The sequence below is a fragment of the Streptomyces sp. NPDC102259 genome (assembly GCF_044766465.1).
In the GTDB taxonomy this organism is placed as follows: domain Bacteria; phylum Actinomycetota; class Actinomycetes; order Streptomycetales; family Streptomycetaceae; genus Streptomyces.
In genome coordinates, this window is the sequence record NZ_JBIWMA010000004.1 from 496819 (window position 1) to 511344 (window position 14526).

Genomic DNA, 14526 nt, shown 5'->3' on the forward strand with positions numbered 1-14526 from the left:
ACCGAGAAGTCGGCCCGCTCTACCGTCGACCCCATGGCACCCTTCCTCGCATACGAGGACAAAGGCCCGGACACGCCCCCGGCGCTCCCCCTCGTCCTCGTCCACGGCCACCCCTTCGACCGCACCATGTGGACCCCGCAGATCGAGGCGTTCTCCGCCACCCGCCGGGTGATCGCCCCCGACCTGCGCGGTTACGGCGCGTCCCCGGTGGTCCCCGGCATCACGCCGCTCTCCGACTTCGCCCAGGACATCGCGGCGCTCCTGGACGAACTGAAGGTGGAGACGTTCGTGCTGGCCGGGCTGTCGATGGGCGGCCAGATCGCGATGGACCTCTGCCGGCAGTTCCCCGACCGCGTCCGGGGCCTGGTCCTCGCCGACACCTTCCCGGCCCCGGAGCCCCCCGGCGGCAGACGGGCGCGCAACGAGATGGCCGACCGCCTGCTCGCGGAGGGCATGCGGGGCTACGCCGACGAGGTCCTGGAGAAGATGGTCGCCCCCTACGCGGCCCCCGAGGTCAAGGCCCACGTCCACCGCATGATGACGTCGACGTCTCCCGAGGGCGCCGCCGCCGCACTGCGCGGCCGGGCCGAGCGCCCCGACTACCGCACCCTGCTGACCCGCGTCGCCGTCCCCGCCCTGGTCGTGGTCGGCGAGGACGACGAGTACACCCCGGTGTCGGACGCGGAGGCGATGCACGCGGCGCTCCCGCACTCCGAGCTGCGGATCATCGAGGGCGCGGCCCACCTGCCGAACCTGGAGCGGGCGGACGAGTTCAACAGGGTGCTCGCGGAGTTCCTGGCGAAGACCGGGGCGTAGCCTTCGGCGGGATGAGGTCGATGCGAGGACGGCTCCTCGGCGTCTGGTGCGCCGGGCTGCCGCTGGCCGGGGTGAGCGTGGTCGTCGGGTGCCGGATCGTCGACACCGACGCCGTGACCCCCGTACCGCAGCTGCTCGCCTTCCTGCCGTGGCTGATCGTGCCCACCGGGGCCGCCATCGCCCTCTCGTTGCTCGCCCGCTGGTCGGCCGGGACGATCTGGGGAGCGGTCGCGCTCGGGCTGCTCGCCTGGTTCGTCCAGCCGTACGGCACGGGGGTCCGGCCGGACGGGCCGGTGCTCGCACGGCTGCGGGTGCTGACGTCGAACGTCGAGTTCGGCTGGGCGACCGAGGCCCTGATCCCGGTCGTGCGGCGCGAGCGGCCGGACCTCGTGTTCGTGGAGGAGTGCGAGTACACCTGTCAGGCGGCGGTGGCGAAGGAGCTCGGGACCGAGTACCCGTACCGGCAGGCCGTCCCGGGCGACAGCTCCGTCGGATCCGTCATCCTCAGCCGGTTCCCGCTCACGGCCACCAGGGGCGTGCCCGGCAGCATGGGCATGCCGGGCGCGGTGGCCGACGTCGACGGACACGCCGTACGGCTCCAGCTCGCGCACCCCAAGCCCCCGCTGCCCCGCCAGGTGTCCCGGTGGAAACGGGAGCTGGGGCGGCTGCGGGACTTCGCCGCCCGGCACGAGAGCCGTCCGCTCGTCCTCGCCGGGGACTTCAACGCCTCCCAGGACCACGCCGCCTTCCGCCGCGTCCTCGGCGCCGGACTGCGCGACGCGGCCCGGCTCGCCGGCGACGCCCGCGAACCGAGCTGGCCCAGCCGCACCGCGCCCGCCTTCGGCGCGCAGATCGACCATGTGCTCGTGTCGGAGGCCTTCTCCGCGAGCGACGCCCGCTTCCTCCGCCTCGACGACACCGACCACCGCGCGCTGGTCGTGGACCTCACCCTCCACCGCGTCCGATAGCCGAGGCCCGGCGGCCCGGGCCCGGCGGCCTGGGCGGAGGCGGCCCGCTCCGCGGCGGGACCGCGCGAACGGCGACCTGGAGCGCCGGCGCCAGGAGACCGCGGCGCGAGGGCGATCCCCTCACCGCACGCGGGCGACCGGCGCCGGGCTCCTCATCCTCCGTCGGGGACGACTAGACCCCGATGTCCTCGCCGTCCTTGCGCCACACGGCCACGACCGCCGGCCGGACGATCTTCCCCGCGCCGTCCGGCCAGGTGCTCGCCGGCTTCTCCACCGTCGCGCCGTCGATCTCGCCCGGGTGCTGCACGGCGACGAGCACCCGCCGGTCCTGGACGATCGGGCCGCAGGTCTCCGCACCGGTCGGCACGGTCAGGAACTGCTTCAGCTCACCGCGCCGCGAGCCGCGCGTCGCGACGCCGAACAGACCGTCGTGCGAGCCGAGCTGGCTGCCGTCGGTGGAGATCCACAGGTTGCCGTGCGGGTCGAAGGCCACGTTGTCCGGGCAGGAGATCGGGCTGACGTCGTCCTTCGGGAAGCCCGCGAAGTAGGTCGCCGGGTCGTCGGGGTCACCGGCGACGAGGAACAGCGACCAGGCGAACGCGGTGCTCTCGGGACGGTTGCGCCGCTCGGTCAGCTCCAGGATGTGCCCGTGCTTGTTGGCGTTGCGCGGGTTGGCCTCGTCGGCCTTGGCGTTCGCACCGACACCACGGTTGGTGTTGTTGGTGAGGGCGACGTACACCTTGCCGGTGACGGGCGAGGGCTGGATGTCCTCGGGCCGGTCCATCTTCGTCGCGCCGACCTTGTCACCGGCGAGGCGGGTGAAGACGAAGACCTCCTCCGCGCTCATCCCCTCGACGTGCGAGACGGCGCCCTCGGCGGTGGCGGTGGCGAGCGGGATCCACTCGCCGCTGCCGTCGAACTCGCCGTCGGCGGGCAGCTTGCCGGTGCCGTCGATCTCGATCGCCGGGGAGTCGCCGGTGAGCCTCGCCACGTAGAGCGTGCCCTCGTCGAGCAGCGACAGGTTGTGCTCGCGGACGGCCCGGCTCGACCCCTTCTTCATGCGCTTGCCGCCGACGAACTTGTAGAAGTAGTCGAAGCGCTCGTCGTCACCGGTGTAGACGACCGGCCGCCCGTCCTCGGTCAGCCGCACGGTCGCGGCCTCGTGCTTGAACCGGCCGAGGGCGGTGTGCTTGCGGGGCGTGGACGTCGGGTCGTACGGGTCGAGCTCGACGACGTACCCGAAGCGGTGCACCTCGTTCGGCTCCTGGGCGACGTCGAACCGCTTGTCGAACCGCTCCCACTTGCGCTCGGTGGCGCCGGTCCCGATCCCGTACCGCTTGTCCGTGGCCCGGCCGCTGTTGGCGAAGTACTGGTTGAAGTTCTCCTCGCCGTGCAGCGTGGTGCCCCACGGGGTGGTGCCGCCGGAGCAGTTGTTGAGGGTGCCGAGCACCTTCGTGCCGGTCGGGTCGGCGGAGGTCTTCAGCAGGTCGGAACCGGCGGCGGGCCCGGTCAGCCGGAACTCGGTGGTGGCGGTGACCCGCCGGTTGAGGTGGTGCCGGGGCACGGCGGTGAGCCTGCCGGTCCTGCGGTCCTCCTGCACGACGACGACACCCAGCCCGTGCGCGGCCCAGGCGACCTCGACCTGCTGCCGGGTGGGGTTGGCGGGGTCGTAGCCACGGAACATGAGCACTTCGTCGGTGTACTCGTGATTGGCGACGAGCAGCTGCCGGTCGCACTCGCCCGGGATGGGCAGCAGCGCGAGGAAGTCGTTGTTGTAGCCGAACTGCCCGGCCTGGGCGGCGGCGGTCTGCTTCTCCGGGTCGAAGGCGGGAGCCCCGCGCAGGATCGGCTCACCCCAGCGGATGACCACATTCTGCGCGTATCCGTCCGGAACGGTGACGGCGTCGGCGGTGTTGGGAGCGACGGAGCTGTACCGCAGCCCGCGGGCGGCCTTGGCGACAGGCTTCCCGGAAGGTTTCCCGGACTCCCGCACGGGCGCGGCGGCGGCGGGCAGCGCACCGGCCACCCCGGCGGTCCCGGCGGCGGCCGCGACGGTGACGACCGCGGCGGCGCGCACCATCGCACGGCGGCCTATCGCCCCCGCGATGATCTCTCCGACGTACTCGTTGTCGCTGGTGTTGGGCACCTCGTGGAAGCAGGCGTCACCACACCGGAAGCGGCAGGTCATGGCGGAGCGTCCGCCGGGATGGGACTGGGACGGCATTCCGATCAGCGGCAGAAGCTTGCGCACCTTTAATCTCCCCTTGCGTGCCCTTGGTGTGACCGTGACGTTAGGGGCACGTATGTGCGCAGGCGCTGCTGCGGGATGAACGGAGAGTGAATCCGCAGCAGCCACAAGGGTGTTGGACTTGCGCGGAGGGGGTGCCGAGGCGGTATTGACACACCTGGATTCCTTACACTCACCCCTGCCCAAGATCACCATCCCGGGCCGTTAACCTTACGTGTCCGTCCTGGCCAGGGATTTACGGGCTTCAACTCACGCGAAGGGTTGCGCACATGGGCATTCTCACTCTCCTGCGGAACGCGTTCGGACTGTCACGCAAAGAGCGGGCCGCCGAGGCAGAGGGTGCGGAACAGGTTCCTTCGCAGGAACAGACCGCCTCCGAGGAGCGGGACCAGGAGTCGACCGGGGCTGCCCCCACGTCGGCCGCCGCGCCGACCCCGGCGCCCGAACCGACGGTCCCGTCCCCCTCCCCCGAACCCACCCCGAGGGCCACCCCCACGGCCCAGGTCCCGGAACCCCGCCCGGCGTCCCAGGACGAACACGACCTGGTCTCCGCAGCCTTCGACAACGTATCGGTCCCCAAGCCGACCCAGTCGACAGAGGACCTGCCCACCCCGACACCGGCGGCAGAGGCAGGGGCAGGCGCAGGGGCAGAACCCGAAACGCCAAAGGCGCCGGCGGTAACGACCGAGGCACCGGCCGAGGCGCCGGCCGCGGAGGCCGAGGCGCAGGTTGCCGAGGCGAAGCCCGTGGTCGAGGAGCCGGCCGCCGAGGCGAAGCCGGTGGCCGCCGAGCCGGTCGCCGAGCCGGAAGCGGCGGAACCGCAGGCCGAGGCCGAGGCGACCGCTGAGGAGCCCACTCCGGAAGCGGACGCGGAGCCCGAACCGGCCACTGCCGAGCAGCCGCAGGCCGAGGCCGAGACGACGGCTGAGGAGCCGGCGCCGGCCGCCGCCGAGGAACCGACGGAACCGCAGGCCGAGGCCGAGACGACGGTCGAGGAGCCCGAGCCGGCCACTGCCGAGGAACCGACGGAACCGCAGGTCAAGGCCGAGGCGACCGCTGAGGAGCCCACTCCGGAAGCCGTGGCCGAGGCCGAGACCGAGCCCGAGCCCGAGCCGGCGGCCGTAGCCGAGCCTGAGTCCGAGCCGGCGGCCGTAGCCGAGGCGGAGCCTGTGGCCGAGCCGGTGGCCGAGGTCCACTCGGAGCCCGAGTCCGAGTCCGAGCCCGAGCCCGAGGCGACGGTCACGGCGGAGCAGCCCGAAACCGCCCCCGAGCCGGAGGCCGCCGCACCCGAGCCCGAGCCGGAGGTCGCGCCCGAGCCGGTCGCGGTCGCCGAGGAGCCCGCCGTCGCCGCGGTCGCGGCAGCGGTGGAGTCGGAATCGAAGTCGGAGTCGAAGTCCGAGCCGGAGTCGGAGTCGAAGTCCGAGCCGGAGTCGGACGAGACTGCGGTCACCGACGGTGAGGACGCCCCCGAGGCCCCCGAGGCCCCCGTCCTCCCCGCCGGCCTCGCCACCGCCTACCAGGCAGCCGCCACCGCCCTCGAGAACACGAACCTCACCGGCACCCGGGCCGCCGTCCACCTCGTGCTGGACCGCTCCGCGAGCATGCGCCCGTACTACAAGGACGGCTCCGCCCAGGCCCTCGCCGAGCAGGCTCTCGCCCTCGCCGCCCACCTGGACCCGGAGAACAGCAAGGTCCGCGTCACCTTCTTCTCCACCGAGGTGGACGGCACCGGCGAGCTCACCCTCACCGAGCACGAGAACAAGATCGACGAGCTGCACGCGGGCCTCGGCCGTATGGGCCGCACCAGCTACCACGTGGCCGTGGAGGACGTCCTCACGCACCACCAGAAGGAAGCCCCGGGCACTCCCGCCCTGGTGATCTTCCAGACGGACGGCGCCCCGGACGCGAAGACCCCGGCCACCCAGGCCCTCACCGAGGCGGCGAAGAACCACCCCGACGTCTCCTTCGTCTTCGTCGCGTTCGGCGACCCGGAGAACAAGGCCTTCGACTACGTCCGCAAGCTGAAGCTGGCCAACACGTCCCACTTCCTCGCGGGCGAGACCCCGCGTGAGCTCACGGACGCCGAGGTCTACGAGGGCATCCTGGCGAACTGGCGCCCGTAAGCACCACCGCGCACCACCGAGCACCAGCACCGCCGCACCACCGAGCACCACCGCGCCCGATCGGGGGGTGGACGGGACGGACACGCTGTCCGCCCGTCCACCCCCCGAAACGCATGTGAGTGGATCTTCGCGGGGCCAGTAGGATTTCGGGCATGGCGGCCACTGGAACCGAGAAGCAGGGTGGCAAGGCGTTCTACGTCTCCACCCCCATTTACTACGTCAACGACGCTCCTCACCTGGGCCACGCCTATACGACCGTCGCAGGCGACGTGCTCACCCGCTGGCACCGCCAGCGTGGCGAGAAGGTGTGGTACCTCACCGGCACGGACGAGCACGGTCAGAAGATCATGCGCACCGCGGAGGCGAACGGCGTCAGCCCGCAGCAGTGGGCCGACAAGCTCGTCGACGAGTCCTGGCGCCCCCTCTGGGAGCACCTGGAGATCGCGAACGACGACTTCATCCGCACCACGCAGAAGCGGCACACCGACCGCGTCCAGGAGTTCGTGCAGGACCTGTACGACAAGGACGAGATCTACAAGGGCGGCTACGAGGGCCCGTACTGCGTCGGCTGCGAGGAGTACAAGCTCCCGGGCGAGCTGCTCGACGGCGAGGGCGACTTCGCAGGTCAGAAGCTGTGCCCCATCCACAAGAAGCCCGTGGAGATCCTCAGCGAGGAGAACTACTTCTTCAAGCTGAGCGCGTACGGCGACAAGCTGCTCGCCCTCTACGAGGCGAACCCGGGCTTCATCCAGCCCGAGTCCGCGCGCAACGAGGTCGTGAACTTCGTCCGGCAGGGCCTCCAGGACCTCTCCATCTCCCGCTCCACCTTCGACTGGGGCATCCCGATCCCGTGGGACCAGAAGCACGTGATCTACGTGTGGGTCGACGCGCTGCTGAACTACGCCACGGCGGTCGGTTACAACGAGAACCAGGAGAAGTTCGAGGCCACCTTCCCGGCCGACGTCCACCTGGTCGGCAAGGACATCCTCCGCTTCCACGCGGTGATCTGGCCCGCGATGCTGATGGCGCAGGGGCTGCCGCTGCCCGGCAAGATCGCCGCGAACGGCTGGCTGATGGTCGGCGGCGAGAAGATGTCGAAGTCGAACCTGACCGGCATCAAGCCGCAGGACCTGACCTCGCACTTCGGCGTGGACGCGTACCGCTGGTACTTCCTGCGCGCCATCGCCTTCGGCCAGGACGGCTCGTTCTCGTGGGAGGACTTCTCCGCCCGCTACACGAGCGAGCTGGCGAACGACTACGGCAACCTCGCCTCCCGTCTGGCCGCGATGGTCGGCAAGTACTTCGACGGCGTCCTGCCCGAGGCCACCGCCGCCGGCGAGGCCGAGAAGGCGCTGCACGACGGTCTGGCGAACGCGGTCGCGGTGGCCGACCGGAAGATCGGCGAGGAGCTGGACTTCCAGGGCGGCATCCTGGCCGTGTTCGACTTCGTCAAGCAGGTCAACGGCTACATCACGGAGCAGGAGCCGTGGAAGGTGGCCAAGGACGACAGTCCGGAGGGCAAGGCCCGTCTGGCCACGATCCTCTACACCGCCGCGGAGTCCCTGCGCGGGGTGGCCGTCCTGCTGAACCCCGTCATGCCGGACACCTCCCAGAAGCTCTGGGACTCGCTGGGCGCCGAGGCGGTCCTGGGTGCTCTCGCGGACCAGCGGGTCCAGGAGGCCGGCGTCTGGGGCACGCTCCCGGCCGGGACGACGGTCACCAAGGGAGCGGTCCTCTTCCCGCGCCTGGAGGAGAAGCCGACCGCGTGACGCGAGACGCCCCCGAGCCGGGAGAGCCGTAGAGGTTCCCCCGGCTCGGGCATGTTCTCGCCAAGCCGTATGGTTTCCGCCATGGCAGTCCCCCACGTCATCCCGATCGCCTACGAGCCGAAGCACCGCACCGAGTCCATCGGGCGCTACGCGGACGGCCAGTTCCTCGCGTCGGTCACCTACGCCTTCCCCGAAGGGTTCCGTCTCGACGACGGCTGGGAAGAGCACAAACGGCTCTACACCGTGCTGCACACCTTCGACGCCGAGGGCCGCTACCGCGACTCGGACATCTGGTGTGCCGGCACCTGGGCAGAGCAGCAGCGCAACCCGCACGGCGACGACTCGGTGCTGAACCGGGCCCGCGTCCGCCTGGCCACCCTCCTGCGCAGCCTGCCCCGCCGCTCCTACACGGACATCGCGGTCCGCCCCTTCCGGCTCACCTTCGAGGGCGTGCTGTTCGGCCTGGTGATCCGCGAGGACAAGGACGAGGACGGCGACCCCGAGACCTGGGCGGAGCTCTACCCGGACCGGCTGGCCTTCGCCGAACCGTGGGACGGCACGTACGACACCTGAGGGCAAGCGAACGCGAGGGCCGGGGGCTCGTGGTCACCCGGCCCTCGCGTGTCCAGGGGGGTTACTTCAGGACGCTCGCGCCCGTGGTCGTCCCCAGGGACGTCGGCAGGTTCTTCGCCGAGGTCTCGAGGCCCGAGGTGAGGGTCGGGGTCCAGTTGACCGAGGTCTTCAGGTCCTTCGACGAGGCGGCGTTGTACGCGGCGACGACGTCGGTGACCGTACCGTTGACGAGGTTGCCGGAGCCCTTGACGGCGCCGGTTCCGTCGCCGCTGAGGAGCTTGGCGACCTTTCCGCCGGTCGGGACCTTCCAGTAGTTGTTCTCGGCGACGACCTGGGCCTTGGCGCGGGAGTTGATGCTGTACTGCGTCGCGTAGCCGTTGAGGGTCGTGACGTCGTAGTAGTTGTTGTAGATGTGCACCTGGCCGACGCGGGCCAGCGGCGCGCGCTGGACGATGCCCTTCCAGATGTTGTGGTGGATCGAGACGCGCAGCTTGCCGCTGGGCTCGCTGTCGCTGCTGCCGATCAGCATCGTCTTGTCGTGGTTGGTGAACTGGTTGCGCGAGACGGTCACCAGGTCCGAGCTCTTGGTGATGTCCAGGGCGCCGTCGTGGATCTGGTACTCGCGGCCGTAGTACTTCGGGTTGGCGCTGTCGAGGTGGGGCGCGTCGGTGAACGTGTTGTGGTCGGCCCACACATGGGTCGCGCCGCGCAGGGTGACGGAGTCGTAGTTGGAGTTCCAGTTGCCGTCGTCGCCGTCGGTCGGGTCCCACTGCGGGAAGCAGTCCTCGGTGCCGCCGAACGTCAGGTTGCGGACGACGACGTTGTCCACGTTCTGGATCTGGAGCATGCCGCCGGAGATCCCGGCGTTGGTGCCGGGCACGCCGACGACGCTGGTGTTGGCGGGCACCTTGAAGACGACGTTCTTCGCCTGCTTGGTCTGGGCGGCGGCGCGGGCCTTCTCCTGGGTGCCGGACGGCAGCTTGGAGGTGCCGTAGGAGGAGGGGTCGTACGCCTTCAGGTAGGCGGAGAGCGAGTAGCCGGTGCCCGACGCGTAGTCGGCGCAGGTCAGCTTCTTGCCCGCGTCGTCGGTGTTGGCGTCGATCGTCCCCTTTATCTTGATGATCCGGGGAGTGGTGTCGGTGGCGGAGCCCAGTGCCTTCACCAGCTGGGCGCGGGTGGAGACGGTGAAGGTGTGCGCGGCGTCGGCCTTGGTGCCACCGGTGGTGCCCGTGCCGGAGGAGGCCCAGCCGTCCTTGGCGGCGAGCGTCTGGTGGTACAGGTCGACGGTCCCGGCGTTCGCGTTCATCACGACGACACCGGCGCCGACCGCCGCGGCCACGGCGGCGGCGGAGACGACGAGGGCGCGGCGCGAGCGGAGGGACCGGCGGTGGGAGGGAGCTGCCACGGGGGATCCTTACGGGGAGGAGCGAACTTACGTCCTGTCAGTGGTCGCCGCCTCGTGAAGAGTTGCCGCGTGAAGAGGATTTTTTTCGACGCCTCCTCCGCGACCCGATCAAACGCCTTCACGATTCCCCCACCTCACCCCTGAGGTGCGCAGTTCAGCCGCGGTTTCCGCCCGGACCGCCGCCACCGCCGCCGCCACCGCCGCCGCCCGCCGGTGGTGGTGCCGCGGCCGCCGAACCCGCACGACTGCCACCGCACCTGGTACGACTACGCGGTGGACCTTCTCGAACCTCACCTCCGGCTCCTCGCCGAGGTCTTCGACGTGGCCGTCGTCGGCGCCCCCTGGGCCCTGGCCGGCGGCTACGCGCTCCAGGCGCACGAGCTGCTCCAACGCCCGCACGCGAACCTGGACTTGGCGACGGAGAGCGCGGAGCCGATGCCCGCCCTCGCCGAGGCGCTGGGCGCGGCGCTCGCCTCCGGGGGCCTCCACGAGGCGACGCTCCAGGACTCGGACCCCCTGTCGGCGCACCTGTCCGTGCTGGACCGCACCACGGACACGGTCCTCCGGTTGGCCCTGCACAAGGAGACCTTCTGGAGCCCGCCCGTCCCCACCTCGTACGGTCCGGCGCTGTCCCTCCCGGACGCGGTGGGCACGAAGGTCCGGGCGCTCTACGACCGTGGTCTGGCCGTCGACCTGATCGACGCGAGGGCGGCGTCGGCCCGCTTCACCCACCCCGACCTGGAGGAACTGGCCCGCCGCCATGCCCGGGACGACTTCGACCTGCCCACCCTCCAGACCCGGCTGACGGGCACGGACCACTACCCGGACACGGCGTTCACGGCGTACGGCCTGACCGAGGACCAGCTCACGGACCTGCGTGCGTGGGCCCAGAGCTGGTCGACGGACATCGCGGAGCGGCTGCTGGAGGAGGGGGCGTCACCGGACGAGTGACCGGAACGCCCCCTCCGCCGCGTGGATCAGCTCGCGGAGGCCGACGCCTCGGCCGACGCCGTCGCGGACGCGCCCGGCTGGACGGCGTCGTCGGTGCCCTCGTGGGTGGCGTCGGGTTCGACGCCCATCGTGATCGAACCCACGACCCCCTTGGCGATGTTCTTCTTGTCGTACTTCAGCTTGAGCAGACCGCCCCGGACGCCGCTCTGGTCGTAGATCGTGTCCTCGGTGAGGGTGGTGCGCTCGGTGGTGCTGGTGGAGTACGGCTCCACCTCGGCCGAGGCGAGCACGGACTCCTCGTCGAAGAAGAACTGGCCGGTGTGGCAGGTGTTGCCGCCCTCGTAACCGGCGTCGGTCCACTCGCCGTTGACGTGCACCTTGGTGTGGATGTGGACCGTGCGGCCGCGGTACCAGCCCGGGAAGACCGTCTTGAAGGTGACGCGTCCCTGCCTGTCGGTCTTCCAGGTCCCCCGCAGATAGCGCTCGTCGTCGGTGGGCTCCTCGTGCCCGCCGCCACCGCCGCCACCGGACGGCGGCTCGCCGGTCGGGGTGCCGGTCGGAACGTCGGTCGGCGTACCGGTCGGAGTGCCGGAGGGCGCGTCGGTGGGAGCGCCGCCGCCACCGGTGGAGAGGCTCTCGTAACCGGAGTAGATGCCGAGGGCGTCGCAGTGCCAGACGTCGACGGCGGCGTTCGCGAGGGGCTTGCAGGTCTCGGAGTCGATCACCTTGAGGGCGAGGGTGAGCGGGATGCCCTCCTTGTCCTCGGTGATGTCCTGACGGAGCTTGTCCGCGTCGATGTAGTACGGGCCTTCGGTGGTCTCGGAGGTGAGCTTGTAGCAGGCCTCGCCGGCACTGGCGGAAGCGGCGGCCTTGGGCTTGTTCCCGCTCTTCTCCCCGGCGAAGGCACCGGCGGCGAGCGCCCCGCCCGCACCGACGGCGACGGCCGCGCCCGCACCGGCGACGACCACCTTGCGTCGGGTCAGATCACGCTTGTGCCGGGGACCTTGCCCGCCGTCGTGCTCGGTACCGGCTGTGTTTTCTGTGTTTCCTGAGTTTCCCGTCATGGCCGCGAAGCTAGGAGGCGGGGCTGTCAGAGGCGTGGGAACGACCTGTGGAATTCCAAGGGCAGGCAAAAAGGCGCCGGGACGCAGGTCTGCTTTCCGCCTGCTTATGGTAAAGGGGCTGGTGAGGCTTACCTTACTTCCATCGTTCGCCGACCGCCGCGCCGCTCCCGTCCGGCACCACCTCCTAATGCCTGCCGCCTGCCGCCATCCGGCACCGCCTGGCGTCACCCGGTGCCATCGGTGCCACTCGTCACCACTCGGCATCCCGTGGTGCCATCCCAGCGCCACATGGCACCACATGACGCCACGAGGTGCCACGAGGCGCCACCGGGTGCCATTCGCTGCCGCCGGGGACCCTTGGGCCCGCATGGCACCACGGTAGGCCAATGAGGTGCCATCACATTTGCGCAGGTCAGAACGGTCTAGCCAGCCAGAAGCCCACAGATGTCGCCTCACGGCTTGCATGTGACGCCATAGTGGTGCCATGATGGCGTCATGGACCTCACCCCGTATGTCGACACCCTCCGCCGCGAACTCGCGGTGGCCGCCGAAGCCGGCGGTGACGAAGCCCGCGAGCTGGCGGAAAGGCTCACCGCGCCCCTGGAGTCGGCGACCCGGCTGACCATGCTCCATGTGCTCTCCGCCGCGACGGACGAGATCACCCGCGATCTCGCCCCCGGCTCGGTCGACGTACGGCTGCGCGGGCTCGACCCCCACTTCGTGGTGACGCTGCCGCCCAGCGACGGCGGTGCCATCGCGGAGCCGGTCGCGCCCGTCGAACCGCTCTCGGCCCCGGCCGAGGGCGACGAGGGCGGCACCGCCCGCGTCAACCTGCGCCTGCCGGCCCACCTCAAGGCCCGCGCCGAGGAGGCCGCGACCCGCGAGGGCCTGTCGGTCAACGCGTGGCTGGTGCGCGCCGTGTCGGCCGCGGTCGACAGCGGCACCCGGCCGCCGCGTACGACGGAGAAGACCCAGGCCCTCGGACAGAGCTTCACGGGCTGGGTGCGCTGACCGGCGCTCCCGCCGGCCACGTCACCGCACCACTTCGCCCACACCACTTCACCGCACCACGTCACCGCACCGCGTCACCCGCACCACTTCACCGACACCACGTCCCACCAGCGGGGACGCCCTGAAGACCCAAGAGGACGGGACAGCCATGCCTTCTTTCGACACGCCCGAACCGATCTCGGTCACCGCGCGAGTGGACGCCGGTTCCCTCCAGTTCACCGCGGGCGACCGCCCCGACACCGTCGTCGAGGTGCGGCCCCGCGACCCGGAGAAGGACCTGGACACGCGGGCCGCCGCCCAGACCGAGGTCACCTACGCGAGCGGTGTACTGACCATCAGGACGCCCAAGCCCACGCTGTTCGGCCTCGGCCGCACCGGCACCGTCGACGTGACGGTCGACCTGCCCACGGGCTCGCGTGTCGACACGACCGGCGCCTGGACCCAGGTGATCGGCGAGGGCCGACTCGGCGAGGTCCGCGTGAAGAACTCGGCCGGCGACGTCCGCCTCGACACCACGGGCCCGCTGGAGCTGACCGCGGCGCACGGCACGATCACCGTCGACCGCGTCGAGGGCCCCGCCGAGATCACCACCAGCTCCGGCAGCATGCGGGTCGGCTTCGTCGACGGCACCGCCGTCCTGAAGAACTCGCACGGCACCACGACCGTCGGCGCCGTGACCTGCGAACTGCGCGTGAGCGGCGCCAACGGCGACATCGACATCACGCGGGCCGAGGACTCGGTCACCGCCACCACCGCCCACGGCACCGTGCGGGTCGGTGAAGTGGTCCGCGGAACCGTCCAGTTGGAGACCTCCTACGGCGCCATCGACGTCGGCATCCGCGAGGGCACGGCCGCCTGGCTCGACGTCAGCTCCGGCTCCGGCCAGGTGCGCAACACGCTCAGCGCGTCCGGATCCCCGGAGCGGACCGAGGACACCGTCAAGATCCGCGCCCGTACCCGGTTCGGCAACATCCACGTCCGCCGCGCCAAGGCCTGAGCACCGCTTCCTCGACCGGCCCCGCCCCCCACCACTCCAGCCTTCGAACGGAGGGCCCCATGCCTTCTTCTGTCATGCCCACGCCCAGTCGGAGCGACGCCCGCCCGTCGCCGATCGCCGTCTCCGCCATCGGCCTGCGCAAGTCGTACGGCGACAAGACCGTCCTCGACGGCATCGATCTGCGCATCCCGGCCGGTTCCGTGTTCGCGCTGCTCGGGCCGAACGGCGCCGGCAAGACCACCGCCGTCAAGATCCTCTCGACCCTCATCACCGCCGACGACGGGCAGGCCCAGGTCGCGGGCCATGACCTCGGCGCGGACCCGCAGGCGGTGCGGGCCGCGATCGGTGTCACCGGGCAGTTCTCCGCCGTGGACGGCCTGATCACCGGCGAGGAGAACATGCTCCTCATGGCAGACCTGCACCACCTGCCCAGGGCCCAGGGACGGCGGGTCGCCGCCGGGCTGCTGGAGCGCTTCGACCTGGTCGAGGCCGCCAAGAAGCCCGCCTCCACCTACTCCGGCGGCATGAAGCGCCGCCTGGACATCGCCATGACGCTCGTCGGCAGCCCGCGGATCATCTTCCTCGACGAGCCGACCACCGG

Annotated in this window: 12 protein-coding genes; 9 read left to right on the forward strand and 3 right to left on the reverse strand. The window is 71.0% G+C overall.

Features of this window, described 5'->3' with window-relative positions; translation table 11 throughout:
* The first annotated feature begins 33 nt into the window (after window positions 1-33).
* Complete coding sequence (locus ACIRPU_RS14110) at window positions 34-816, forward strand: alpha/beta fold hydrolase (RefSeq protein ID WP_403866195.1); 783 nt, start codon at window positions 34-36, stop codon at window positions 814-816.
* Window positions 817-836: 20 nt separating this feature from the next.
* Window positions 837-1784 (forward strand): endonuclease/exonuclease/phosphatase family protein, encoded by a 948-nt coding sequence (locus ACIRPU_RS14115; protein ID WP_403866270.1) that lies wholly within the window; start codon window positions 837-839, stop codon window positions 1782-1784.
* A 172-nt stretch (window positions 1785-1956) separates the two neighbouring features.
* Here the strand turns inward: ACIRPU_RS14115 and ACIRPU_RS14120 are convergent, their stop codons facing one another.
* Complete coding sequence (locus ACIRPU_RS14120; protein WP_403866198.1) at window positions 1957-4035, reverse strand: PhoX family protein; 2079 nt, start codon at window positions 4033-4035, stop codon at window positions 1957-1959.
* Between the two features lie 266 nt (window positions 4036-4301).
* Between ACIRPU_RS14120 and ACIRPU_RS14125 the strand changes: the two genes are divergently transcribed.
* From ACIRPU_RS14125 to ACIRPU_RS14135, 3 genes are all read left to right on the forward strand, one after another.
* The gene (locus tag ACIRPU_RS14125; protein ID WP_403866201.1) at window positions 4302-6155 is read left to right on the forward strand and encodes a VWA domain-containing protein; all 1854 of its coding nucleotides are present in this window, start codon (window positions 4302-4304) and stop codon (window positions 6153-6155) included.
* A 152-nt stretch (window positions 6156-6307) separates the two neighbouring features.
* Window positions 6308-7924 carry a methionine--tRNA ligase gene (gene metG, locus ACIRPU_RS14130; RefSeq protein WP_403866204.1) on the forward strand — a complete coding sequence of 539 codons (1617 nt, stop codon included), beginning with the start codon at window positions 6308-6310 and terminating at the stop codon, window positions 7922-7924.
* Between the two features lie 81 nt (window positions 7925-8005).
* On the forward strand, window positions 8006-8497 hold the full coding sequence (locus ACIRPU_RS14135; RefSeq protein ID WP_403866207.1) for a hypothetical protein: 492 nt from the start codon (window positions 8006-8008) through the stop codon (window positions 8495-8497).
* Window positions 8498-8558: 61 nt separating this feature from the next.
* On the opposite strand, the gene ACIRPU_RS14140 is transcribed toward ACIRPU_RS14135, so the two are convergent.
* Window positions 8559-9902: a polysaccharide lyase family 1 protein gene (locus ACIRPU_RS14140; protein ID WP_403866210.1), complete on the reverse strand. Its 1344-nt coding sequence runs from the start codon at window positions 9900-9902 to the stop codon at window positions 8559-8561.
* 273 nt (window positions 9903-10175) lie between these two features.
* Here ACIRPU_RS14140 and ACIRPU_RS14145 point away from each other — a divergent pair, with 273 nt between their 5' ends.
* Window positions 10176-10853 carry a hypothetical protein gene (locus ACIRPU_RS14145; protein WP_403866273.1) on the forward strand — a complete coding sequence of 226 codons (678 nt, stop codon included), beginning with the start codon at window positions 10176-10178 and terminating at the stop codon, window positions 10851-10853.
* Window positions 10854-10879: 26 nt separating this feature from the next.
* Here ACIRPU_RS14145 and ACIRPU_RS14150 read toward each other — a convergent pair whose 3' ends face one another.
* A complete protein-coding gene (locus ACIRPU_RS14150) occupies window positions 10880-11917 on the reverse strand; it encodes a dioxygenase (protein ID WP_403866213.1) in 1038 nt (345 codons plus the stop codon).
* A 495-nt stretch (window positions 11918-12412) separates the two neighbouring features.
* Between ACIRPU_RS14150 and ACIRPU_RS14155 the strand changes: the two genes are divergently transcribed.
* From ACIRPU_RS14155 to ACIRPU_RS14165, 3 genes are all read left to right on the forward strand, one after another.
* Entirely contained in the window at window positions 12413-12928 is a 516-nt protein-coding gene (locus ACIRPU_RS14155) for a toxin-antitoxin system HicB family antitoxin (protein ID WP_385568411.1), read from the forward strand.
* A gap of 148 nt (window positions 12929-13076) precedes the next feature.
* Window positions 13077-13925, forward strand: coding sequence for a DUF4097 family beta strand repeat-containing protein (locus ACIRPU_RS14160; RefSeq protein WP_403866216.1), 849 nt, complete (start codon window positions 13077-13079; stop codon window positions 13923-13925).
* Between the two features lie 59 nt (window positions 13926-13984).
* The coding region (locus ACIRPU_RS14165; protein ID WP_403866219.1) for an ABC transporter ATP-binding protein at window positions 13985-14526 on the forward strand (542 nt) is incomplete at its 3' end.

Excerpts from the sequence above, each read along its gene's own strand:
- ACIRPU_RS14160 (WP_403866216.1), top strand. The coding sequence starts at position 13,077 with ATGCCTTCTTTCGACACGCCCGAACCGATCTCGGTCACCGCGCGAGTG.
- ACIRPU_RS14115 (WP_403866270.1), top strand. The coding sequence starts at position 837 with ATGCGAGGACGGCTCCTCGGCGTCTGGTGCGCCGGGCTGCCGCTGGCC.
- metG (WP_403866204.1), top strand. The coding sequence starts at position 6,308 with ATGGCGGCCACTGGAACCGAGAAGCAGGGTGGCAAGGCGTTCTACGTC.
- ACIRPU_RS14110 (WP_403866195.1), top strand. The coding sequence starts at position 34 with ATGGCACCCTTCCTCGCATACGAGGACAAAGGCCCGGACACGCCCCCG.
- ACIRPU_RS14135 (WP_403866207.1), top strand. The coding sequence starts at position 8,006 with ATGGCAGTCCCCCACGTCATCCCGATCGCCTACGAGCCGAAGCACCGC.
- ACIRPU_RS14150 (WP_403866213.1), bottom strand. The coding sequence starts at position 11,917 with ATGACGGGAAACTCAGGAAACACAGAAAACACAGCCGGTACCGAGCAC.
- ACIRPU_RS14125 (WP_403866201.1), top strand. The coding sequence starts at position 4,302 with ATGGGCATTCTCACTCTCCTGCGGAACGCGTTCGGACTGTCACGCAAA.
- ACIRPU_RS14155 (WP_385568411.1), top strand. The coding sequence starts at position 12,413 with ATGGACCTCACCCCGTATGTCGACACCCTCCGCCGCGAACTCGCGGTG.